At 67.2% G+C, this 22,353-nt stretch carries 20 protein-coding genes; 7 read left to right on the forward strand and 13 right to left on the reverse strand.

Annotated features, from left to right (window positions below; genetic code table 11):
- Positions 1 to 75 precede the first annotated feature (75 nt).
- A complete protein-coding gene (locus tag NNI01S_RS13510; RefSeq protein WP_157114756.1) occupies positions 76 to 570 on the forward strand; it encodes a MarR family winged helix-turn-helix transcriptional regulator in 495 nt (164 codons plus the stop codon).
- A gap of 16 nt (positions 571 to 586) precedes the next feature.
- Here NNI01S_RS13510 and NNI01S_RS13515 read toward each other — a convergent pair whose 3' ends face one another.
- The 4 genes from NNI01S_RS13515 to NNI01S_RS13530 all read right to left on the reverse strand — a co-directional run bounded on the left by NNI01S_RS13515 (position 587) and on the right by NNI01S_RS13530 (position 3,096).
- Positions 587 to 1,396, reverse strand: a complete 810-nt coding sequence (locus NNI01S_RS13515) for an RNA polymerase sigma factor SigF (protein ID WP_063020404.1) — start codon at positions 1,394 to 1,396, stop codon at positions 587 to 589.
- Positions 1,389 to 1,826 (reverse strand): ATP-binding protein, encoded by a 438-nt coding sequence (locus NNI01S_RS13520; RefSeq protein ID WP_063020487.1) that lies wholly within the window; start codon positions 1,824 to 1,826, stop codon positions 1,389 to 1,391. The genes NNI01S_RS13515 and NNI01S_RS13520 overlap by 8 nt, the downstream gene beginning before the upstream one ends.
- Positions 1,827 to 2,083: 257 nt before the next feature.
- On the reverse strand, positions 2,084 to 2,560 hold the full coding sequence (locus tag NNI01S_RS13525; RefSeq protein ID WP_063020405.1) for a hypothetical protein: 477 nt from the start codon (positions 2,558 to 2,560) through the stop codon (positions 2,084 to 2,086).
- 110 nt (positions 2,561 to 2,670) lie between these two features.
- The gene (locus NNI01S_RS13530) at positions 2,671 to 3,096 is read right to left on the reverse strand and encodes a VOC family protein (protein ID WP_063020488.1); all 426 of its coding nucleotides are present in this window, start codon (positions 3,094 to 3,096) and stop codon (positions 2,671 to 2,673) included.
- Positions 3,097 to 3,246: 150 nt separating this feature from the next.
- Here NNI01S_RS13530 and NNI01S_RS13535 point away from each other — a divergent pair, with 150 nt between their 5' ends.
- The 3 genes from NNI01S_RS13535 to NNI01S_RS13545 all read left to right on the forward strand — a co-directional run bounded on the left by NNI01S_RS13535 (position 3,247) and on the right by NNI01S_RS13545 (position 8,574).
- Positions 3,247 to 4,311, forward strand: coding sequence for a GlxA family transcriptional regulator (locus NNI01S_RS13535; RefSeq protein ID WP_063917452.1), 1,065 nt, complete (start codon positions 3,247 to 3,249; stop codon positions 4,309 to 4,311).
- A 32-nt stretch (positions 4,312 to 4,343) separates the two neighbouring features.
- On the forward strand, positions 4,344 to 6,272 hold the full coding sequence (locus tag NNI01S_RS13540) for a potassium transporter Kup (protein ID WP_245676101.1): 1,929 nt from the start codon (positions 4,344 to 4,346) through the stop codon (positions 6,270 to 6,272).
- 445 nt (positions 6,273 to 6,717) lie between these two features.
- Positions 6,718 to 8,574 (forward strand): DNA/RNA non-specific endonuclease, encoded by a 1,857-nt coding sequence (locus tag NNI01S_RS13545; RefSeq protein ID WP_063020407.1) that lies wholly within the window; start codon positions 6,718 to 6,720, stop codon positions 8,572 to 8,574.
- A gap of 26 nt (positions 8,575 to 8,600) precedes the next feature.
- Here NNI01S_RS13545 and NNI01S_RS13550 read toward each other — a convergent pair whose 3' ends face one another.
- The gene (locus NNI01S_RS13550; RefSeq protein WP_063020408.1) at positions 8,601 to 9,059 is read right to left on the reverse strand and encodes an SRPBCC family protein; all 459 of its coding nucleotides are present in this window, start codon (positions 9,057 to 9,059) and stop codon (positions 8,601 to 8,603) included.
- A 666-nt stretch (positions 9,060 to 9,725) separates the two neighbouring features.
- On the opposite strand from NNI01S_RS13550, the gene NNI01S_RS13555 reads away from it, so the two are divergent.
- Entirely contained in the window at positions 9,726 to 10,694 is a 969-nt protein-coding gene (locus NNI01S_RS13555) for a hypothetical protein (RefSeq protein ID WP_063020409.1), read from the forward strand.
- A gap of 77 nt (positions 10,695 to 10,771) precedes the next feature.
- Here the strand turns inward: NNI01S_RS13555 and NNI01S_RS13560 are convergent, their stop codons facing one another.
- Positions 10,772 to 11,998: a cytochrome P450 gene (locus NNI01S_RS13560; protein ID WP_063020410.1), complete on the reverse strand. Its 1,227-nt coding sequence runs from the start codon at positions 11,996 to 11,998 to the stop codon at positions 10,772 to 10,774.
- Complete coding sequence (locus tag NNI01S_RS13565; RefSeq protein ID WP_063020411.1) at positions 11,995 to 12,213, reverse strand: ferredoxin; 219 nt, start codon at positions 12,211 to 12,213, stop codon at positions 11,995 to 11,997. The genes NNI01S_RS13560 and NNI01S_RS13565 overlap by 4 nt, the downstream gene beginning before the upstream one ends.
- 289 nt (positions 12,214 to 12,502) lie before the next feature.
- On the opposite strand from NNI01S_RS13565, the gene NNI01S_RS13570 reads away from it, so the two are divergent.
- The gene (locus tag NNI01S_RS13570) at positions 12,503 to 15,679 is read left to right on the forward strand and encodes an ATP-binding protein (protein ID WP_218019193.1); all 3,177 of its coding nucleotides are present in this window, start codon (positions 12,503 to 12,505) and stop codon (positions 15,677 to 15,679) included.
- 22 nt (positions 15,680 to 15,701) lie between these two features.
- On the opposite strand, the gene NNI01S_RS13575 is transcribed toward NNI01S_RS13570, so the two are convergent.
- Genes NNI01S_RS13575 through NNI01S_RS13585 form a run of 3 tightly spaced genes read right to left on the reverse strand, consistent with a single transcriptional unit; the run spans position 15,702 to position 18,094 of the window.
- Positions 15,702 to 16,340 (reverse strand): DUF4097 family beta strand repeat-containing protein, encoded by a 639-nt coding sequence (locus tag NNI01S_RS13575; RefSeq protein WP_063020490.1) that lies wholly within the window; start codon positions 16,338 to 16,340, stop codon positions 15,702 to 15,704.
- Between the two features lie 51 nt (positions 16,341 to 16,391).
- On the reverse strand, positions 16,392 to 17,153 hold the full coding sequence (locus NNI01S_RS13580; protein ID WP_063020412.1) for an ABC transporter permease: 762 nt from the start codon (positions 17,151 to 17,153) through the stop codon (positions 16,392 to 16,394).
- A complete protein-coding gene (locus NNI01S_RS13585) occupies positions 17,150 to 18,094 on the reverse strand; it encodes an ATP-binding cassette domain-containing protein (protein ID WP_063020413.1) in 945 nt (314 codons plus the stop codon). Before NNI01S_RS13585 ends, NNI01S_RS13580 begins: the two co-directional genes overlap by 4 nt.
- Before the next feature lie 179 nt (positions 18,095 to 18,273).
- Between NNI01S_RS13585 and NNI01S_RS13590 the strand changes: the two genes are divergently transcribed.
- Positions 18,274 to 18,498 carry a DUF6374 family protein gene (locus tag NNI01S_RS13590; protein WP_063020414.1) on the forward strand — a complete coding sequence of 75 codons (225 nt, stop codon included), beginning with the start codon at positions 18,274 to 18,276 and terminating at the stop codon, positions 18,496 to 18,498.
- A 19-nt stretch (positions 18,499 to 18,517) separates the two neighbouring features.
- On the opposite strand, the gene NNI01S_RS13595 is transcribed toward NNI01S_RS13590, so the two are convergent.
- The 3 genes from NNI01S_RS13595 to NNI01S_RS13605 all read right to left on the reverse strand — a co-directional run bounded on the left by NNI01S_RS13595 (position 18,518) and on the right by NNI01S_RS13605 (position 22,196).
- A complete protein-coding gene (locus NNI01S_RS13595) occupies positions 18,518 to 19,552 on the reverse strand; it encodes a 2-hydroxyacid dehydrogenase (protein ID WP_084488771.1) in 1,035 nt (344 codons plus the stop codon).
- The gene (locus NNI01S_RS13600; protein ID WP_084488772.1) at positions 19,549 to 20,730 is read right to left on the reverse strand and encodes a pyridoxal phosphate-dependent aminotransferase; all 1,182 of its coding nucleotides are present in this window, start codon (positions 20,728 to 20,730) and stop codon (positions 19,549 to 19,551) included. The genes NNI01S_RS13595 and NNI01S_RS13600 overlap by 4 nt, the downstream gene beginning before the upstream one ends.
- An 80-nt stretch (positions 20,731 to 20,810) precedes the next feature.
- Positions 20,811 to 22,196: an MFS transporter gene (locus tag NNI01S_RS13605; protein WP_169812963.1), complete on the reverse strand. Its 1,386-nt coding sequence runs from the start codon at positions 22,194 to 22,196 to the stop codon at positions 20,811 to 20,813.
- Between the last annotated feature and the right edge of the window lie 157 nt (positions 22,197 to 22,353).

Here is a 22,353-nt window from a genome sequence, read left to right on the forward strand (position 1 = left end):
TCAGAAATTGAAATATTAAGCAATTGAGACACTGGCTGAACTACGCTGATCCCCCGTGTGGAAAAGGATGCGCCGTTGACCGAGGAGCCGAACGCCGACAGGCCGGACCGTGACGGACTGGAAACCGACATCGCCGCCGACATCCGGGCCCTCACCGCGATCTCCGAGCAGATCGGGCAGGTCTTCGCGCGCACCAACGACCTGCGCGCCAACGACTTCCGCGCGCTGATGCACGTCGCGACCGCCGAGATCGAGGGAGCGCCGCTGACCGCGGGCGGCCTCGGCAAGCTGATGGGGATCTCGTCCTCCGCGGTGACCTATCTGGTCGAGCGCATGATCGAATCAGGTCACCTGCGCCGCGCCGCCGACCCGGCCGATCGCAGACGGGTCATCCTGCACTACGACGAGCACGGAATGGACGTGGCGCGCGGCTTCTTCACACCGCTCGGACGACGGACCCGCGCCGCGATGGCCGACCTGGCCGACGCGGATCTGCGTGGCGCGCACCGCGTCCTGGTCGCCGTCATCCAGGCGATGCGCGAGTACCACGACGAGCTGACCGGCGAGTGAACGCCCGGCTCGCGGGTCAGTCCCGGAGGGCTTGCTCGCGCAGCGATTTCAAGGTCTTCGACAGAATCCGCGAGACCTGCATCTGCGAACAGCCGATCCGCTGGGCGATCTGCTCCTGGGACATCGAATCGAAGAAGCGCATCACCAGCACCTGCTTCTCACGTTCCGGCAACGCGGCCAGCAGCGGCTTCACCGCCAGATAGTTCTCCACGGTGCTGAAATCGGGGTCCTCGGCGCCGAGCGAGTCCAGCAGCGAGGGACCGCCGGATTCGGCGTCGTCGGTGTCGGAGGCCGCGTCGATCGAGGAGGTCTGGTAGGCATTGCGAGCGATGAGCGCCTGGGTCACCTCGTTGAGGTCCGCGCCCAGCTCCTCCGCGATCTCCCGCGCCCGCGGCATGCGCCCGAGCCGTTGCGACAGGATCTCCACGGTCGGACCGATCGTGGACTGGATCTCCTTGAGTCGCCGCGGTACTCGCACCGACCACGCGTAGTCGCGGAAATGCCTGCGCACCTCGCCCATGATCGTCGGCACGGCGAAGGAGAGGAAGGTCGCGCCGTGTCCCGGATCGAAGCGGTCGACCGCGGCGAGCATGCCCACCCGGGCGATCTGCAGCAGGTCCTCGAAGCTCTCACCGCGCCCGCTGAACTTGCGAGCGATGTGCTCGGCCAGCGGGAGGCAGCGCTCGATCAACTCGGTGCGCACGGCCTCGCGGCGCGGATCGTCCGGGGCCAGCGCGGCCAGTTCGGCGAAGAGTGGCTCGATATTGTCGTAGCTGTCGCCCCGCGACTTGCGCTTGGGATCGACCTGATTCGACTCGCTACTCATTATTCGAGCCGCCGCGCACCCAACGGAAGTCGACGACAGTGGGGTAGCCGCCCGCGGCGGAGTCGTGCGCGCCGCGCGACGCCGAGACCGAATCCGTCAGCGTCGCCACGATGTGCCAGCCGAAGCCGGACTCGTCCGGGCTGGTGTCCGAAACCGTGACGGTGGAGACACACACCTCCACCGCGTCGTCCTCGAAGCCGAACGCGCATTCGAGTTCCGCGCCGTCCACCGCGTCCAGCACCAGCGCGCTGGCCACCTCGTCGAGCGCCAGCCGGATGTCGGTCACCTCATCGATGCCGAAATCGGCCATGAGCATGACGGTCTCGGCCAAGGCACGCAGCATCGCCAGCTGTTCGGACACCGCGGGCACCCGCACGCTGATCGTGCCGGTCCGCGTCGTCGCGGGAGGAGTCCCCTCACCCTTGCTCATGCACAGCTCCCAGAAGTCGCGCGTCCGTCGGAGCGCCAAGCCTACGCCCTCCCATCCACGGCTTTCGATCGGCCACGGCACAACGCGCGCGTCTTCGCCCGCGGTGGCGCGCCGAGAAGGCCCCGCCGCGCGAAAGCGCGCTTTACCCGCCACCCGGTAACGGACGATGACCAGCGCGTTCGTCCGAGTCGGCGCCCGAGTCCGCCGAGGGCGCGGCACCGGATTTCCGCAGCGCCGCCGACGAGCCGTCGCCAGGATCATTCCGCTCCCGATGTCCGTTTCGCCGGCAGACGGCGCCTGCCGTCCTCGACCGCGCGCACCAGATCCGTGTAGGCGATCTCCAGTTCGGCCAGCCGGGTCCACGCCGCATGCATACGCTCGCCGCCCGGATCGTCGTTCATCAGCAGATAGAACGCTTCTTCGGCGACCGCCGCCATCCGATCGATCACCTCACCCAGGCTCGCGTCGTGCAGACGCACTCCCGGCGCGGCGCGCGGCAGGTGCAGCGTCGCCCACGTGTCGATCCGGTCGACCAGCTCGCTCCGGCGCCGCCGGATCGAGACCTCGTTTCGCGCGTCGTCGCGGCACTGCCGATGCAGTTCGGTCAACTCACGCGCCCACCGGCTCACCGGGCCCTGCACGTGCTGCCCGCCCAGCGCGCACAGCAACGCGCTCGGATCGGGCAAAGCCGCGTTCTCGGACAGCTTCCGCGGTCGAGCACGCTGGACCAGCATCGGCCTACCTCCCCGGCACGACCGCACCGATCGCACGGCCGGTCGTCCAAGCCTTCATCAGGACAGCGCTCATTCCGGATCCGGCATGCCCGCTGCGGGCGCGCGCAAACTCACAGGGGCGCAGTCAGTTCGAGATGGATGCCATCGGGGTCGGAGAACGACAGGATCGCGATCCCGAAATCGGTCATCTCGGTGATCTCGCCGTGTTCGATGCCGGCTTCGGACAGGCGAGCGGCCGCGGCCACCAGATCGTCGCGCGCGGGAACGGTGAAGCTGAGATGGTCCAAACCCACCCGCTCGGAATCGAATCGGTCCGTCGGGGCGGCCACCGGCCGCAGGCCGAGCAGCATGCCGTTGGCCTGGAACACCACGCCGCCGAACAGGCGCATCGGATCGGCGCGCACCGCTGGATCGTCCGGGCTGCCCGGCGATTCGGCGGCGATCGGGAAACCGAGCACGTCCCGGTAGAAGGCTCGGGACCGAGCGAGGTCGGTCACCGTCAGCCGGATGTGGTGGGTCCCGGTCGTTTCGATCATGGTCACGCGAACTCCCAGCAGGCGAGGTATGGCGGGCTCGATCGGCTCTCCGGGCGATACCGTCTCCGGCGAGCCGTCTGCCGATGACGGTAGGACAGAATCACGCCGGAACCGAGTGTCGGAAACGACATATTCGGTACCGTTTCCGACATGAACGTCGTCGTCTTCGTCGTGGACGGCGTAGCCGACTTCGGATACGCCGCCTTACTGGAGACCTTCAACACCGCCAACGCCGTGCGCGCCGAACTTCCCGACCCGCCCGAGCCGTGGCGGGTGCGCACCGCGTCGTTCGGCACCACGGTGCGGTCGGGCCATGGCAACACCGTGCCGACGATCCCGCTCGACGAGCTCGGCGACGAATTCGAGCAGATGATCGTGCCCGCGGTGAACGTCCTGGAAGCCACGGCGCTGATCGACCTCGTTTCCGCCCCGGCCAGCCGCCCCGTGCTGGAACGGCTGATCACGGCCCGCGATCGGGGGGTTCATCTCGCCGGAGCGTGCACCGGAACGTTCTTCCTGGCCGAGGCGGGCGTGCTGGACGGTTCCCCCGCGACGACGAGCTGGTGGCTGGGCCCGAGTTTCCGGCGCCGTTATCCGCGCGTCGAACTCGACGAGGGCCGGACGCTGTGCCGCGGCCGTGGCGTCAGCACCGCGGGCGCGGCGCTGTCGCACATGGACCTCGCGCTGTCGCTGATCGCGGGCACGAGCCCGGCGCTGGCCGAGCGCGCGATGCGCTACCTCGCGGTCGGAGCGGGACGACCGCAACGCGAGTTCATCGTCCCGGAGATCATCGCCCGGGGTGATTCCGTCACCGCCGCCTTCGAACGCTGGGTTCGCGCGCACCTCGGCGAGAATTTCCGGATCTCCCACGCCGCCCGCGCCATCGGCGTCACCGAACGCAGTCTGCAGCGGGCCACGCACGCCGAACTCGGCATGTCGCCCACCGAATTCGTGCACGACATCCGCTTGGAACGCGCCGTGCATCTGCTGCGCACCACCTCTCTCACCGTGGACGCGGTGGCCGCCAAGGTGGGCTATCTCAATGCCGGGACCCTGCGCGGTTTGTTCCGCCGCCGCCGTGGCATGTCGATCTCCGAAATCCGCATTACGCGCGTGTCCTATCGAGTCCCGCCAGACGTGTCCGGCGCCCGAGATCCGGGGGCGGTATCGTCCGGCACCAGCGCCGAGGCGGCCGCGCGAGGAGGATTCCGGTGACCGACCAGCAGCACACGACCACATCCGACGAGGTGCGAGCGGCGGCGCCTGCCACGACGACCGCGCACGACACCGCGCGACTCGGGGTGGTGATCGCCGCGCTGGGCGTGGTGTTCGGCGACATCGGGACCAGCCCGATCTACACGATCCAGACGGTGTTCAACCCCGCCGACCCGCATCCGGTGCCGGTCAGCACGGACAACGTGTACGGCGTGGTCTCGCTGGTGTTCTGGTCGGTGACCGTCGTCGTCACGGTCACCTACATCCTGCTTGCCTTGCGCGCCGACAACGACGGCGAGGGCGGCATCATGGCGCTGATCACGCAGCTGCGGCGGTGGGGCTCGCAACACGGGCGGCGGCAGACCGCGGTACTGGCGGCGCTGGGCATCTTCGGCGCTTCCCTGTTCTTCGGCGACAGCATGATCACTCCGGCGATCTCCGTGCTGTCCGCGGTCGAGGGCATCGAGGTGGTGCAGCCGTCGCTGGGGGACTTCGTCGTACCGATCACCGCGGTGATCATCGTGACGCTGTTCCTGGTGCAGCGCCGCGGCACCTCGGCCGTGGGCCGGGTGTTCGGGCCGGTGATGATCGTCTGGTTCGTGACCATCGGCGCGTGCGGGGTGGCGGGGATCGCCGATCATCCGCAGATCCTGCGAGCCCTGTCGCCGACCTACGCGCTGGGCTTCCTGCTCGGTCACTTCGGCATCGCGTTCTTCGCCTTGGCGGCGGTCGTCCTCGCGGTGACCGGAGCCGAGGCGCTGTATGCCGACATGGGTCACTTCGGCCGCCGGTCGATCACCCGCGCCTGGCTGATCCTGGTTTTCCCGGCGTGCATCCTCAGCTATTTCGGCCAGGGCGCGCTGATCCTCGCCGACCCCGGCCATGTGAGCAGCCCGTTCTTCCTGCTCATGCCGTCGTGGGGTCGCCTGCCGCTGGTCCTGCTGGCCACGGCGGCCACGGTGATCGCCTCGCAGGCGGTGATCACCGGGGCGTACTCGGTGGCGTCCCAAGCCGCCCGGCTCGGCTACTTGCCCCGGCTGCGGATCGCGCACACCTCAGAGTCCACGGTCGGGCAGATCTACGTGCCGTGGATCAACTGGCTGCTGCTGGTCTCGGTGCTCACCCTGGTGTTCGCCTTCCGCAGTTCGGCGGCGCTGGCCTACGCGTTCGGCATGGCGGTGACCGGCACCATCACCATCACGACCCTGCTGTTCTTCTACGTCGCCCGCGCCCGGTGGGATGTCCCGCTGTGGCTGCTCGCCCTGGGCGCGGTCCCCTTGGTAGCGGTGGATCTGCTGTTCGTCGCGGCCAATCTCACCAAGCTCGCGCACGGTGCGTGGCTGCCGCTGCTGATCGGTCTCACCGCGTTCACCGTCATGACCACCTGGCAACGCGGACGCGAGATCGTCAGCACCGAACGCGAACGGCGCGAGGGGTCGCTACGCGAGTTCGTCGATCGGTTGCACGCCGGTGACGATCCGTCGATACTCCAGGTCCCCGGCACGGCCGTGTTCCTCAACCGCGGCAAGCAAACGGCGCCGCTGGCCATGCGGGCCAACGCCGAGCACAACCACGTGCGCCACGCGCATGTGGTGATCATGTCGATCGAGACCGAGCCCGTGCCCCGCGTTCCGGCCGGCGAGCGGGTCAGCGTCGACCCCCTCGGCCATACCGAAGACGGGATCATCCACGTCTGCGCCCGGTTCGGCTACATGGAGGCCCAAGACGTGCCCGGCGCGCTGGCGTTGCTCGATCCCGCCGACACCGAAGGGCCGTTGCAGCTGGACCGGGCGTCCTATTTCCTGTCGAAGATCGAGCTGCGCGCCGGATCCGAACCCACGATGGCCGCGTGGCGCAAGCGGCTGTTCATCGCCACCTCCTACATCACCGCCGACGCCGCCGAGCAGTTCGGCCTGCCCCGCGAACGCACGGTGATCATGGGCGCGCACATCGAGATATAGCGACCGCCTTGATCCGGTCCGGCACGCTCCCCCACCGGCGGGCACACTCGCCCCGATGATCCAGCGGGCCGCCTCCGACGTCCGGAACCCCACCACCTCGGCGATGTCGCCGGGCTCGCCGCGGCGGCCGAGCGGAATCCCTTGGATGATCTGCTGATCCGACCCCGGCCCCAGCGAAGCTGACCCGCGGATTGCCCGGAATCGACCGGAATCACGCTCGTGACCGCGACAGCGACTGCGCTCGCCGAACGTCGGTAAGGGCGACAGCGCAACTCTAATTGTTCCCCCGGTATCGCTTACCCGAGCAAACGTTTACCCCGGTGTTGCCACACCCCTGTTTCGAGTAGTTCGCTACTCGTGTGCGGCCGATGCGGTGATCCGACGATGGCAAAGCAGGTGCGACGACGACGTCCCACCACAGCGAACCTCGAACACGGAGTCACCCATGCCTGCGAAAAAGAACTCATCCGCCCGCCGGACGCCCGCCGAGAAAAACGATCTTCGCACCGCACTGCGCAAATTCATCCGCAGCAAGGGTGAGAACTTCCTCGAAGACCCCAATATCTCCTCGATCGGCGTCGGATACAAGCAAGTCGACGGGAAGCCGACCGGCGAGATCGCGGTGCAGTTCACCGTGAACGAGAAGGTGTCCGAACCGGAGGAACTCGAAGCGCTGGGCACGTCGACGATTCCGGAGACCGTCACCGTCGACGGGGTCGAAGTGCCCACCGATGTGTTGCAACGCAAATTCGAGCCGGCCTTCCGGCTGGTCGCCGAAGCGGTGGCGCCCGAGCGCAAGACGCGCCTGGATCCGGTGGTCCCCGGAATCAGCGTCGCCCACCCCGCCAGCACAGCCGGAACGATCGGCTGCGTGGTCTACGACCGGGACGACGGGACGCCGTACGTACTGAGCAATTGGCACGTCCTGCACACCTCGGCGGGCAGGCTCGGCGACGACGTCGTGCAGCCGGGTCCGCGCGACGACAACCGCATCGACCGCAATCGGCTCGGCAAGCTCGTCAGGTCCCATCTCGGCACGGCGGGCGACTGCGCCGTCGCGGTCATCGAGAACCGGCAATTCAGCGGCGAAGTCAGCGGGCTCGGCGTCGTCCCGGACCGCCTCGGGGACCCCGAGCTGGGCGACAAGGTGATCAAGAGCGGCCGGACCACCGCGGTCACCCACGGCATCGTGCGGCGCGTCGACGTGGTCGCCAAGATCGACTATCGCGGCGTGGGCAGCAAGAGCATCGGCGGCTTCGAGATCGGGCCGGATCCGGGCCATCCACCGTCCGACGGCGAGATCAGCAGCGGCGGGGATTCCGGGGCGGCGTGGCTGTTCGAACTGCCCGACGGCACGACCAGCACCGTCCTGGCCGGATTGCATTTCGCCGGGGAGACAGGCTCGGACACCGACGAGCACGCGCTGGCCTGCCTGCCGCAATCGGTGTTCGAGAAGCTCGGCATCACTTTGATCCCGCCCGCCGCCGAGGAGGTCGCGGTCGTCGCCGGATACGACCCGCATTTCCTCGCCTCACCGATCCCGCTGCCCGAGGTGGACGCCGAGATCCGCCCCGACGTGGCGACCGCACTCGACGGCGCGGACGTCCTGCACTACACGCACTTCTCCCTCGCGATGCGGCGCTCCCGCCGATTCGCCATCTGGGTGGCCTGGAATATCGACGGAGCCTCGATCAAGAAGCTCTCACGGAAGAAGATCGATTTCGTCAAGGACCCGCGGCTCGACGCGGACGCCCAGGTCGGCAACGAGCTCTACCGCGACGATCGGCTCGATCGCGGCCACCTCGCGCGCCGCGCGGATCTGCTCTGGGGCAGCATGCCCGAAGCGGCGAAAGCCAACACGGACTCGTTCTTCTACACCAACATCACCCCGCAGATGGACGACTTCAACCAGAGCATGCGCGGCGGGCTCTGGGGGCGGCTCGAGGACGCCGTCTTCGCCGACGCCACAGTCGACGACCTCAAGGTCAGCGCGTTCGGCGGCCCGGTCTTCACCGACGACGACCGGGAATTCCGGCAGGTCAGGATTCCGCGCGAGTTCTGGAAGGTCATCGCGTTCGAGGACAACGGCGAACTGAAGGCCCGCGGCTTCCTGCTGAGCCAGAACCTGGACCAGCTGGAGGCACTCGATCTCGACGAGTTCCGCGTCTTCCAAGTCCCGTTGACCGAGATCGAGCAGCGCGCCCGCTTCCATTTCCCGCAAGCGCTGCGGGAGGCGGATCTGCAATTGGCGCCGGAAGAAGTCGCGGCCCCGTTGAACTCGGCCGCGGACATCCAGTGGTGAGTCCGGGCCGGCGCGATAGGTGACCGCTATACCGCGCGCGATTGCGGGGGCGCGGTGAATCCTTCGGCGAATTCGATGAAGTTCTGCACGACGGTTTCACTCTCCCGGCGGACGCTGCGCTTGAGGAGAAGTCCGGGTAACAGCAGGGAGGAGTGCAGCTCGGTGTGATACCAGACCTGCGATCCCGCGCGGTCCGCGGCCACTTCGAACCACCCGCCACCACCGAGACCGACACAGCTGTCCATGACCCGCCACGACACTCGGTCATCGGTCCAGTCGTATTCCAGGACTTGCAGGTCGGACCGGCCGAGCAGCGTCTCGGCGGTCACGTAAACCCGTTGCGGCCGCCCGGATTCGTCTCGGGTGGCCACGCGCGCATCCGAATACGTCGACCATTCGGGGAGCATTTCGATCGCGGCGATCGCATCGAAGACCTGACCGGGTTCGACGGCGACGGTGAAATGGATATCGGTTTTTACGCGCATAACTCCTCCACCCCCGGTTCCAACCCGGCCGATTCTGCCCGGGCCGCTTCGCATCCGTCAACATGTTCCTGGTTCGCAATCACCGGCTACATGCGTATACCGATGTCACGCCCACACGCGTGCCGAAGTCAGGTAGTCGGCTACGCGTGAGCTATTTCGTCGCCGTGGCAGTGTTCCCAGTGAGCACGAGAAGTCGGATTGGGAGAGTTCCGATGCGGTCATCGACCAGCGAAATACCAGACCCCACAAGAGCGCTTCGCCTGACTTTGCGTTTTTCGGCGCTCGCGCTACCACTGCTGGTTCTCGCGGCCTGCGAGAGCGGCGGCACCGAGGCGCCACCGAGTCCGCCCGTACCGCCGACGGCGACATCCCCGTCTACCACGACGCCCGCCCGCACTTCCGGGCCGGCCGTCCCTACGGTTTCGCCTACCGGGGCGTCCGCTCCACCTTCCCGGGCGCCCGCTTCCGGCGCGAATGTGTTCCCTACCCCGGAGGACTTCCCGACCGGTCCCGCCGGTCCCCGTCCGACCGATCCGTCGGTGAACCCGAACCGACCGACAGTTCCGCAGGAGCCGACACAACTACCATCCCCCGGCCCCATGCCACAGCAATCCGATCCGCAGACCGTCCCGGAGCCCTCCGGCGGCACACCCGCGAGTCCGTGACATGACCGCCCGATCGGCTCAGACCACACCCGCGATGATCCACAGCTGGTTCGGCGTCATCGGGGCGATCGTCGCGCCGACCACGATCATCACCGCGTTGTGCTACTACTTCGGCTACGTCTACACCCGCAAGCGACTGGCCTATTTCGGCGTCGACTGTGACGCCCTCGGATTCACCTCCAGCGACTATGTGGTGGGAAGTGTCAGCGTGCTGTACGCCCCACTGTTGCTGCTTCTGGTCGGGTGGTTTGTGACGGCGTGGATAGGGGTCTACGCACGCCGCTTCATCAAGACCGGCCGACGACCGGTGCTCGTGCGCAACATCGGCCGGGCCGGGCTCGCGCTCGGAGCTGTGCTCATCGCCATCGGAGTCGTCGCGGCGGTGTCGCCCCGGCGCATACCCCATTTCTCCCTGATCGCCTGGGCCTTCTCCCCTGGCGCGCTCGCTGTGGGCGGTTTGCTCGTGGTCGGCGGCTATTGGGTCCTGTCCGCCTCGACGACCGAGCCGGACACCCGGGGAACGACCACACGGGTGAGCCAGCTCCTCGCGATCGCCGTCAGCCTGCTGGCGCTGTTCGGCCTGATGAATTCCTTCGCGTCCCGCCTCGGCGAGGACGCCGCGCAACTCGACGCGCACAATCTCTGGGCGAAGGAATCGGTGGTCTCGGTCGTGACCGACGAGCGTCTCGACGTGCCGAGGAATCTGGTCGCCGAGACCTTGGTCGTGACCCAGCAGGGCAAGCCGCCCGCATTCCGCTATCAATGTTTCCGATCGATTGTGGTGCGCGGCGACCTGTGGGTTCTCGTGCCCGCGAAATGGTCTGCGGAAAACGGCTTCGCCGTGATCGTTCCCGCCGACTCCTCCGTGGTCAGCGTCTCCCGATCGAAGCGGGTACGGGAATACGCCGAGAGCCATCCCGATTCCCAGAACGAACCGTGGGAGTGCCCGGAGCGCGCGGCCAACCGCTGAACGCCCCGCCCGGAGAAGACCGGCTCTCGCGGGCCCACGCCGGTCCGACGGTGAAGCCGTTCGACGCCGGCCGACAGCTACCCGGCCGTTTCCGTCCAGCCGACCGGCAATTCGTGGACGCCGTAGATATTCATGTCGGTCCTGAGCCGCACCTCGCCGGCGGGGATGGCGAGCTCGAGGGTCGGGAAACGGCGCAGCAGTCCGGCGAAACCGGCGCGCATCTCGATGCGGGCCAGCTGCTGGCCCAGGCACTGGTGCACGCCGTGGCCGAAGGACAGGTGGCCGCGGGCCTTGCGGTGGATGTCCAGTGTGTCGGGGTTGTCGAAGCGCTGGGGGTCGTGGTTGGCCGCCAGCAACGAGACCACGACGGTCGATCCCTTGCCGATCGTCTCGCCACCGAGTTCGATGTCGTCGGTGGCGTAGCGATAGAAGATGTCGGCAACGGACAGATAGCGCATGAGTTCCTCGACGGCGTCGGGAACCAGACCCGGGTCGGCGCGCAATTCGGCCAGCTGCTGGGGATGCTCCAAGAGCGCGAAGGTGCCCAGTGCGAGCATGTTGGCGGTGGTCTCGTGGCCGGCGAGCAGCAGCAGGAAGGCGATGCCGGTCAGCTCCTCGATGGTGAGGTCGTCGTGCCGGGCCAGGTCGGACAGGATGTCGTCACCGGGTTCGGCGCGCTTGGCCGAGACCAGTTGGGCCAGGTAGGTGGTCATCGCGCCGTACGCGGCCATCTTCTCGTCGAGCGTCTGGTCCTTGACCAAGAACTTGGCGGAGTTGACCTGGAAGGTCTCCCGGTCCGCGTAGGGGACGCCGAGCAGCTCACAGATCACCAGCGAGGGCACCGGAAGCGCGAACTCCTTGACCAGATCGACCGGCGGGGCCAGGCGCGCCATGGCGTCCAGTTGCCGCTCGGTGATCTCGATGATGTGCTCTTCGAGTTGCTTCATCCGCCTGACGGTGAAGGCGCCGATCAGCTTGCGCCGCAGCCGGGTGTGATCGGGCGGGTCCATGGCGATGAACAAACCCGGCACCTGCGGAGACGGTTCGGTGGCGACGGGCATGCCGGGAGTCTCGTACGGCACGTGGACGATGCCGATGTCCTGGCGGGAGCTGAACCGGGTGTCGGCCATGAGGCTGCGGACCGCCTCGTAGCCGGTGACGAGCCAGCCCTCGTGACCGTCGGGGAAGACCAGGGGACTGACCGGGCGAGCGTCGCGCAGCCGGGTGATCTCGCGAGGCGGATCGAAGGGACCCGCGTCGCGCTCCAAGGGGAGGCCGTGCGGAATCGGAACTGTCTGACTCATCGGTTTTCCTCTCGTATGGATTGCCGCGCGATGGTGATCGCGCCGGACGGGCACACCTGAGCGGCCTCGCGGACGGCCGGCTCCAGATCGGGCCCGGGTGCGGGGTCCAGCGCCACCACGCGGCCGTCCGCGGTGTCCTGGTCGAATACGCCGGGTGCGGTCAGTACGCACATGCCTGCGCCGATGCAGCGCTCCCGGTCCAGCTCGAGTTCCACGGGTCACCCCTGCGCTCGGGCGATCGGGAGGGGAGGCGCACCACCGTCGAGCGCGGCGGTGCGCAGCGCGACAGCGGCGAGGGTCGTTCTGTCCCCGTGGGCCTTTCGCTGTCCGGATGCGATTGCTGAACTATTCACACGAAGACTGTCGCCGGCCCGGCTGATATCGGCCTGACACCGCCCTGACACGTCCGCTGACACGACGTTCATCGCAGTGGTCGCCATCCGGGGGACGGGTGGCACCGCCGACCGCCGATCGTCACGGCAGAATGGTCCGGTGCAGATCGGGATGCTTGGACCGCTCGAGATCCGGATGGAAGGCGGCGGATCGATCGACGTGCCAGGTGCTCGGTTGCGGGCGCTGTTGATCGCCCTCGCGCTCGAACCCGGTCGCGCGGTCCCGAAAACGACGTTGGTCGACTGGATTTGGGGTGAGCAGCCACCCTCCGACGCGGCGAATGCCCTCCAGGCACTGGTCTCCCGGCTGCGGAGGGTGCTGCCGGACGGGTCACTCGACGGGCATGCCGGCGGATACCGGCTGGCCGTACAACCCCACGCTGTGGACGCCGTGCGGTTCGAACAACTTCTCGGCCAGGCCCGCGGCGGTGACGACGCGCATCGGGCCCAGGTGCTGCGCGAAGCACTCGAGTTGTGGCGCGGCGCCCCGATGCAGGACGTGGGCATGCAGGACAGCGCAGCGTTCGACGCCGTGGTCACCCGGCTCGAGGGGCTGCGCCTGGCCGCCATGGAGGATCGATACGAAGCGGAGATCCGCCTCGGGCGGGGTACGGAGCTCGTCGCCGAACTGACCGAGCTGGTGACCCGGCATCCGGCGCGGGAACGGCTCGTCGCCGCGCTCATGCGTGCACTCGCCGCCGCAGGTCGTGGCGCCGAGGCGCTGGTCGCGTACCAGCGCGCGCGGGAGGCGCTCGCCGACACGCTGGGCGTGGATCCTTCCCCCGAGCTGTCCGCCTTGCACGTCGCGCTGCTGCGCGGCGAAGTGCGGGCGGAGACGAACGACCCCCAGACGAACCTGCGGGCCGAGTTGACCGAGTACGTCGGCAAATACGCCGACATCGCCGCCGTGCGCGAACTCATCGCGCACCATCGGCTCACCACGTTGACCGGGCCCGGTGGCTCCGGAAAAACCAGGCTGGCCTTGGAAACAGCGCGGACCATGCTCGACGACCTCCCGGACGGGGCCTGGCTGGTGGAACTGGCGTCCGTCGGCGCGAGTGGCGACGTGGCGCAATCGGCGCTCGCCGCGCTCGGGCTCCGCGACGCCCTGCTCGGCGGCGCGCCGAACGCGGAACCGATGGACCGGCTCATCGCGGCGATCCGCGAGCGCGAAACGCTGTTGATCCTGGACAACTGCGAGCATGTGATCGAGTCCGCGGCGGCGTTCGCCCACCGGCTGCTCGGGGAATGCCGGCGGCTGCGCATCCTCGCGACGAGCAGGGAACCGCTCGGCATCACGGGTGAGGCGTTATGGCAGGTAGAGCCACTGGCGTTGCCTACAGAGGACGCGGATCCCGGCGAGATCGAGTCCGCCCCGGCCGTTCAGCTGTTGCGGGCTCGGGCCGGCGCGGTGCGCAAGGATCTCGCGGTCGATGCCCGCACCTTGTCGACGATGGCGCGTGTCTGCCGGGCGCTCGACGGAATACCCCTGGCGATCGAACTGGCCGCGGCCAGACTGCGCACCATGTCCCTCGATCAGCTCGCCGACCGCCTCGACGATCGATTCCGTTTGCTCACCGGCGGCAGCCGGACAGCGATCCCGCAGCACCGGACGTTGCGAGCGGTGGTCGACTGGAGCTGGGACTTGCTCACGGACGCCGAACGAATGGTCCTGCGCAGGCTCGCGGTGTTCTCCGGCGGAGCGAGCCTGGACGCGGCCGAGCAGGTCTGCGCGGGCACGGGAGGCGGCACCGAAGAGCAGGAGGACGGGAAGAACGCGACGGTCGAGCAGTGGGAGGTGCTCGAACTGCTGACCGCGCTCACCGAGAAATCGCTTCTGCTCACCGCCGGGGACAGCGGGCCGCGCTTCCGGATGCTCGACACGATCAAGCAGTACGCCCTGGACCGGCTCGTGGAAGCAGGGGAAGCGGACGAGGCGCGCTTGGCGCACCTCGCGTACTTCACCGGGCTGGCCGACACCGCGGAGCCGCATCTGCGCCGCGGCGAGCAGTTGGAGTGGCTGGCCGCGCTCGAGGCCGAGCACGACAACATCGCGGTCGCGATGCGGGGCGCGCTGGCGGCCGGTGACGCCGCCGGGGCGACGCGGCTGGCGGCGGCCGCCGGCTGGTATTGGTGGCTCAGCGGGCACAAGGCCGAGGGCATGGAGCTGATCACCGCGGCCGCCGACCTGCCCGGCGAAGCGGATGACGAGATGCGGGCCAGGGTGTACGGGCTGGTCGTGCATTTCCTGAACTCGGGGCCGAATGACGAACACCAAGTGGAGGAATGGATCCACAAGGCCTACCGGGCCAGCCTGCGCAGCCGGAGCGGGTACCCCCTGCTGGGCTTCGTCGCCGCGATGGAACGAATGCTGGAGGGTCCGGACGCGTTGCTGCCCGCCTTCGAACCGCTGCTCGCCGACGACGACCTCTGGGTGCGGGCGCTGGCCCGGCTCCAACTGGGCAAGGCGCGGATCGCGCTCGGCCAGGAGGGTCGGGAGGCGGACGAGTACCTCGAGACCGCGCTCGCCGAATTCCGGGCCATCGGCGAGCGCTGGGGGATTTCGTTCGCGCTCACCGAAGTGGCGAATCGAATCGCCATGCGCGGTGAGTTCGCCCGGGCCTGCGAACATCTCGACCAGGCGATCGGGGTGGTCACCGAGGTCGGCGCGATCGAGGACGTCTTCCTGATCCGGGCCCGCCAGGCTCAGCTGTATTGGCTGGTCGGCGACGCCGAAGCGAGCGCGGCCGCCATGGCCGAGGCGCAGCGGTACGCGGACCGCTCCGCCTGGCCGAACGCGCTGGCCACCCTCGCCCTGACGCGAGCGGAGCTGGCCCGTTGGAGCGGCGACACCGAGCAGGCGTACCGGCAGATCGACCTCGCGACGACCATGCTGGGCGGTGATGCGGAGCAGGGTTACGTCCAAGCGGTGACCCACGATCTGCTCGGCTACCTCGCGGACGGTCTCGACGAAGCCCGCGAACGACGTACCGCGGCTTTGCGGGCGGCGTCCGCTACGGGGTACGCGCCCCTGGTCGCGCAAGTGCTCGTCGGGGTCGCGGATCTGGCGCTGCGCGAAGATCAGGACGTGCAGGCCGCGCGCCTGCTCGCGGCGAGTGCCCGAGTGCGCGGGCTGCCCGATCGTTCCCAACCGGATGTGGGCCGGATCGAGCAGACAGCACGACATCGCCTCGGTGAATCACGATTCACCGAGGCGACGAGGGAAGGTGCGCAGGCGAACTGGCGTGAACTGGTCGAGGCGACACTCCTTTCTCGAGCGTGGCGGTAACCGGCCGTAGCGGCCGTGCGCGTCAGGCGGCGTGCCGAATGATGATGTTGCCGTAGGAGTTGCGCGCGTAGACCCGCACGACGGCGTCGTTGCCCTCCGACCGGCCGACCGGCTGCAATCGGTTCTGCACGGTGCCGTGCATGGCGTTGGTTTCCAGCCACGCCGCGCTGGCCGGGTTGATCCCGACCTGCAGCTCACCCATGGATGTCTCCAGCCGGAGCACGCCCCGCGACGCTTCGCCGATGCGGATATCGCCTTTGGCGGTTTTCGCGGTCACCGAGCCGCGCGGGCGCTCGACGGTGATGTCCCCGGCGGACATCTGCAGATGGCACTCGCCGAGTTCGCCTGCGCCGAGCAATCGGCCCACGGCGGCGGTGCCCGTCAGCCTCGAGCCGGTGGGGACCTCGATGGTCACCTCGATCGACGGGTTGCCGCCGAACGGGGTGTAGGTGCGCCAGTCTCTCGGCGTTTGCACGGTCAGAGCCCCTGCGACGAAATCGACCCGGGTTTGCTCGGCGGCGCGCACGTCGCCCCTTTTGGACGCATCGGCAGGCCGGACCTCGACGACGGTGTCGCTACGGTCCGAGGCGATCACGGTGACGCTGCCGGAGAGCACGTCGACGGTGACGGCGATCGGTTCCGGTGTCTCGAATGCGGGCATGGCGTTCTCCTTCGGTTGGGTGAATCGAGTCGGTGTGAACAAGTCGGCGTGCTACACGCGCTTGTCGAACGTGGCTCGGGACCACAGGTATCCGACCAGGGCGAATCCGGCGCACCAGGCCAGCGCGGCGGCCGTGTCGCCGCCGGACGGGTGGCCGCCGAGAAACCCGCGCAAGGCTTCGATGATCGGCGTGAACGGCTGGTACTGCGCGAACTGCCGGATGCCCTGGCCCATCTGATCGGCGGGCACGATCGCGCTGCTCACGAACGGCAGCATGATCAGCGGCACCACGGTCATGCCCGCGGACTCCGGAGTCTTCGCGGCCATGCCGAGGGCGACGGTGAGCCAGGCTGCCGCGAACGACGTCGCCGCCATGACACCGATCGCGCCGAGCCAGTGGAGCGCGGTCGCGGACGACCGGAATCCCAGCGCGAAGGCCACACCGAGCACGGCCGCGATGGCCACCACATTGGTCAGCACGGTGGCCGCGACGTGGCCGGTCAGTACGGCGCCACGGGAGACGCTCATGACCTTGAACCGGTTGATCACGCCCTTCGCCATGTCGGAGCTCACCGATACCGCGGTGCCCGACAACCCGTAACTGATGGCCAGCAGGATCATGCCCGGTGTCGCGTAATTGATGTACTGCTCGCCGACGTCGAACGCGTTGCCGAACACGTACACGAAGATCAACATCATCACGACCGGCATCAGCGCCGCGTTGAAAATCGTGACCGGAGTGCGGGCGATGTGCTTGAAATTGCGGCGCAGCATGATCGACGAATCGGCCAGCGGTGCGGAAATGGTGCTCATTGTGCGACAGCCTCCGTGGTGGCGTGACCGGTCAGGGCGAAGAAGACATCATCGAGGTCGGGGGTGTGGACGGAAACCTCGTCGGCGTCGACCGAGTGTTCGGCGAGCCGATTCAGCAGGGTCCGCAGGGATTCGGTTCCGCCGTCGCCCGGAACCCGCAAGGTCAGGGCCTCGTCGTCGCGGGTCGCGTCGGGCAGGATCCGCGCCGCCGCGTCCAGTTCCGTGAGGTGGGCGAACCGGAGCCGGATGTGGCTGCCGGGGACTCGGCGCTTGAGGTCGTCGGGAGTGCCTTCGCCGACGATACGGCCCTGGTCGAGCACCGCGATCCGGTCGGCCAGCTGATCGGCTTCCTCGAGGTACTGGGTGGTGAGGAAGATCGTCACTCCGCCTGCCGTCAATTCCCGGACGATTTCCCACATGGTGCGGCGGCTGCGCGGGTCGAGCCCGGTAGTCGGCTCGTCCAGGAAGACTATCTCCGGCTTGGTGACCAGCGTCATGGCCAGGTCCAATTTCCGGCGCATACCTCCGGAATAGGACGACGCCTGCTTTCGCGCGGAATCCACCAGATCGAACCGTTCCAGCAATTCGGCGATCACTCGCCTGCTCTCGTCGGCCCGCAGATGATGCAGATCCGCCATCAGCCGCAGGTTCTCCTCCCCGGTCAGCAGATCGTCCACCGCCGCGAATTGACCGGTGACTCCGATCGCCGCGCGCACCGAGTCGGGCTCGGTCGCGATATCGTGCCCGGCAACGCGCGCCGTGCCGCCGTCGACTTTCAGCAACGTGGTCAGCACGTTCACCGTCGTCGTCTTCCCCGCACCGTTCGGACCGAGCAGAGAGAAAATCGTCCCGGCACCGATATTCAAATCGATGCCATCGAGGATCGTCTTGTCCTTGTATGCCTTCCGCAGCCCGGAAGCTGCAATTGCTGTGTTGTTCACACGACCACTGTCGCCAGCCCGGCTGATACCGGCCTGACACCGGCCTGACACGTCCGCTGACACGGTGTTCTACATGGTCACAGCTTCCGGCACGGCTCATGCCCGAGTTGACCGCCATCGGCGCCACAAGACCATGTCCTTATCGAAAGCATGTTCGACTCGAGGTAGGGTGCCGGAGCATGCCGGAACTCGAGCCCACCCAGTTCGCCCACATGCAGATCAGTGCCGTGCGCAGGCAGCTGCTCGACGCCGCCGCATTCGGAAAGCACCTGGGTCCCGAGCACCTGGAGAACATGGCCGAAAAGCTGGCCGAGGGATTGCGCGCCTACACGGAAGCCATAACACCCGCTAGCCCGAGCACGGACGGCCGCGCCTGCCTCGACTACCGAGGACGCCACCGCTGACGGTCTGGAGGTGGCATCGTCATCGGGGCCTGGCGCGCACCGGCGACCAACGGGCATGAGCACGGAAGCCAGGGTTGACCACTCGTGGATCTTCCCCTGTTTCGAGTATGTTCCGGATGGATTCGACATTGGCCGTGAGCATCGCGCGAAGGGAGTCCTCGGTAGCGCCCGCCGCGTGCGGCGTGACGAGAAACCTATTGTTGCCCAGGGCCATCAATCCGAGGGGATCTTCCTGGGCGGAAGGCGCGGGCACGATGTAGTACCCGTCCATGGCCGCGGCCGCGAGGCGACCGTCGAGCAACGCGGTTCGCAACGACGCCGGATCCACGAGCGCCGCTTCGGAAGTGTTGATCAGAATCGCGCCGTGCTTGACGGCCGCGAGTTGCGCTTCGCCGATCATCCGGTCCGTCTGCGGGCCGAATGGAGCATGAAGACTGATGACGTCGGACTCGGCAAGCAGCTCACATAGCTCGACCCGGCGAACGGCGAGGTCTCGTTCCAGGTCCGGTTTGGCCGTTGGGCTCACGTAGACCACTCGCATTCCGAACCCGTTGGCCGCTATGCGGGCGACGAGGGCGCCGATGGCCCCCATACCCACAATGCCCAACGTCTTCGCATGAAGGTTGCGCCCAGTGGTCCCGGGCCATCGACCGGCTTTCGTTTCCGTCGTCAGGTCCGTGATCCTGCGCCAGGCATCGAGCATGAGGCCGATCGTGAATTCCGCGACCGCACGTGCGTTGGCTCCGGGCGCGTTGGTCACCGCGATGCCCGCCGTGGTCGCTGCCGCGGTATCGATGTATGCGTGATACCCGACTCCCAGGAAGGCTATGACTTTGAGGTCGCCGGCAGTGGACAACGCGGCAGCGGTCGCACGCTCTATCCCGCCCAGGATGTAGGCGTCCTTGTCCACCAGAGCGCGCGCCAACTCTACTTCTGGCAGGTCGGAGCGACGAAATTCGACTTCGAGATTCTGCTGCCGCAGCCATTCGATATCGGCCGGCGTCACATCAACCCCGGTGAGCAAGACCCGCCGCGATGGAGCGCGCATAGTCATGCTTCCTTCGCGGCGAGCCGGATTGCGGTGTCTCGCAGCAACTGCGCACCTTCCAGCACCAGCTGCGGATCACGAGCCAGGGCAACGCGCACGAAGTTCCGCCCGCGCTCCGGCTGATCCCAGAAGAAGTTCGTTCCGGGGAGAACGTGCACTCCCTCCCGAATCGCCTCGTGGACGAAGTCCGCGCAATCGAGTCCCTCTTCCAGCAGCAGCCAATCCACCGAAACAGGCGATTGCATGTCGGTGACGAATGCCAATCCAGCATCCGCCAGAACAGACCGGAGGATGGACCGGTTCTGTAGCACAGCGGGCAGGACACTACGCTCTACACCGTTATTCGAGCTGTCCTCGATGAATTCCGTCAGCACCCGCAGATGGAAGGGAGAGACGCTCTGCAACAGATCGTCGTGCAGCCGGTACATCTCTGCGTACATGTCCGGACTGCACACCGTCAATCCGACCTTGATCTCTCGGGTGGGCCAGGTCTTGCCCGTATCTTCGAGCACAAGATATGAGATCCCGGATTCCTCCAGAACCTCGTACTGCGACCAACCGATCGGCACGGGTGCGAAGAAGCGGAAAGACGAGTCCAGGACCAGGGTGCAACGACGGTCGGCACAACACTGAACCAGTGTTCTGAACTCCGGTTCGGACAGCGTCCATCCGGTGGGGTTGTTCGGCGAGACCAGCCAGACCACCGCGGGTTCGAGCCGAGCCATCGCCGCGGGCAGACGATCGACGGTGCAATCCCGTTCCGACAGCGGCACGAGCTCGACGTTCTCTCGGCGCAAGATCGAGGAAATATTGTCGAAAACCGGCTCGATCAGAGCAACTCGCTTGCCCGCGCGAGCGCAGTGGCTCACCACCATTGTTATCGCGGATGAGGCGGAATACGACAGCATATACCTGGATACATCCTGATGCATCGGCTCACCGGCCAGCCGCATAAAGGCGGCGACAAACGCCTCCTCCAACTCGGACTGCGATTGCTTTCCGGCCTCGTGGAACAGCTCTGGGAATCGCTCGACGATCTCGATTTGCGAGGACGTCAGCGGTTGACGGCAATGAGCGTCCGACAGGTTTACCGCTCGATCGAGGCTGCGCCTCTCATACGTGGTGCTCGTGGTGCGCCCGAGCGGATTCGAGATATCGGCACGGTGCGTACGGATAGATGTCACAGTTGGTAGACCTTCGAAGTGGTAGTTGTATGCCGGCGCATGTGGCTCGGACCGCCACAGCAATCAGCGAAACCGCGGCATCAAACCGGGCGCGTGCTCCATGGTGTTCCTTTGCGCTCATACGACGGCGAGATTTCGGTCCAAGGTGTCGGGAAGGATCGCGCCGCGGCCCGGCCGGATTCGGCGGCTTCCGAATTCATCGGCGCTACGGGCGGCAAATCTGCTCGGCCGGCGTGACCGGGAGCCGTGTCATTCTCCCCGGGTCCGGCGTCGAGTGAACCATAGAGATTGTCCCCGAGGGCAGTGTCCAATATCCGCTTCGTCGCGGTGACGACGAGTGCTCGACTCACTTCGTCGGCCGCCCCGGGCGTGGGGGCGGTACGCGCCGCGACCCGTCCCAGCCCGATTCCCGCGATGATGCCGATCGCGGCCGAGGACAGGAAGCCTCCTGAGGAACCCGCGAAGTCGACGGACTGACTCGCCACGATGCTGCCCAAAGCTACGCCGACCCACATCAGGCTGGCGTGAAAGCCGAGGGCCTCACCGAGTTCGTCCTCGGACACCACGGCATTCATTCGATCACCACTGGCCGGGAATACAGCCCCGGCCAGCGCGCCGATCGCGAAAACGGCTATACCCAGCTCGGTCGTCCCGGGCGCGAACGTGCAGGGCAATACACCGATTCCGAGTGCTACCAGCAGAACATAGGGCGAGATGGGTTTGGAGATCGCGCCATAGCCGTACCCACCGGCCACGGCGCCGGCCGCGCCGATGGCCAGCATCAGTCCGATCGAACTCTTGGCGTCGAAATCGTGCATGACCTTGATGACACTCAGTTCCTCCGCGCAGAGGACGGCAGCGGCTGCGGCGTATCCGAGGCACGGCGCCACGAACCCGGTTTTCAACCAGAGTCGCCCTGGGGCACGTCGTGACACTCGGCTCGTATCGGTGCGCAGCGGCGGGTTCTGTCGCAATAACACGACCCCGCAACCCACGGCCACCAAGCGAACCACGAGCAGCACCGCCGTCGTGTCCCACATGGTCATTGCCGCGACAGCCAGCGGCGGCCCGATCAACAGCGACACATCCGCGGTCACCTCGTACGCGGCGAGCGCAGGCCGCCGCTCCCGTTCGGTGGCGGCGACCGTGATGGCCTGTTTTGCGACGTTGATGACCGGTATCTCGAACCATCCGGCCAGCGCCGCGAGCAACAGCAATACCGGAAACGGAGCGAATGGCGCGATCAGCCAACAGATCCCGTTCACCACGATCGCTGGAGCCATGGTGGGCCGCAAGCCCGATCGATCGAGCCGCGGGCCGCGCCGCAGTTCGGTCCCGGCCATGCACAGGTAGACCACCGTACTCAAAAGGCCCGCAGCACTGTAGGACAGTTCCAACGTGTGCCGCACGTGCATTACCAGCAACAGCGATTGGGAGTTGAGAACAGTACGGAACAGCAGACTCAACAGAATCATATTCCGTACTGTCCGATTTGCCAGAAGCTCTTGGTAGGCTTTCACTCCCGCTCGCCTTTCGGAGTGGAATGCTCACTCCCGCAGGCGGTCCACGCTGCTTCGATCAGGCGCACGTTCTTCCCGTGTTCGCCGCCATGCCGCTCACGTA

This window comes from Nocardia niwae NBRC 108934 = DSM 45340 (assembly GCF_001613465.1).
GTDB lineage: Bacteria > Actinomycetota > Actinomycetes > Mycobacteriales > Mycobacteriaceae > Nocardia > Nocardia niwae.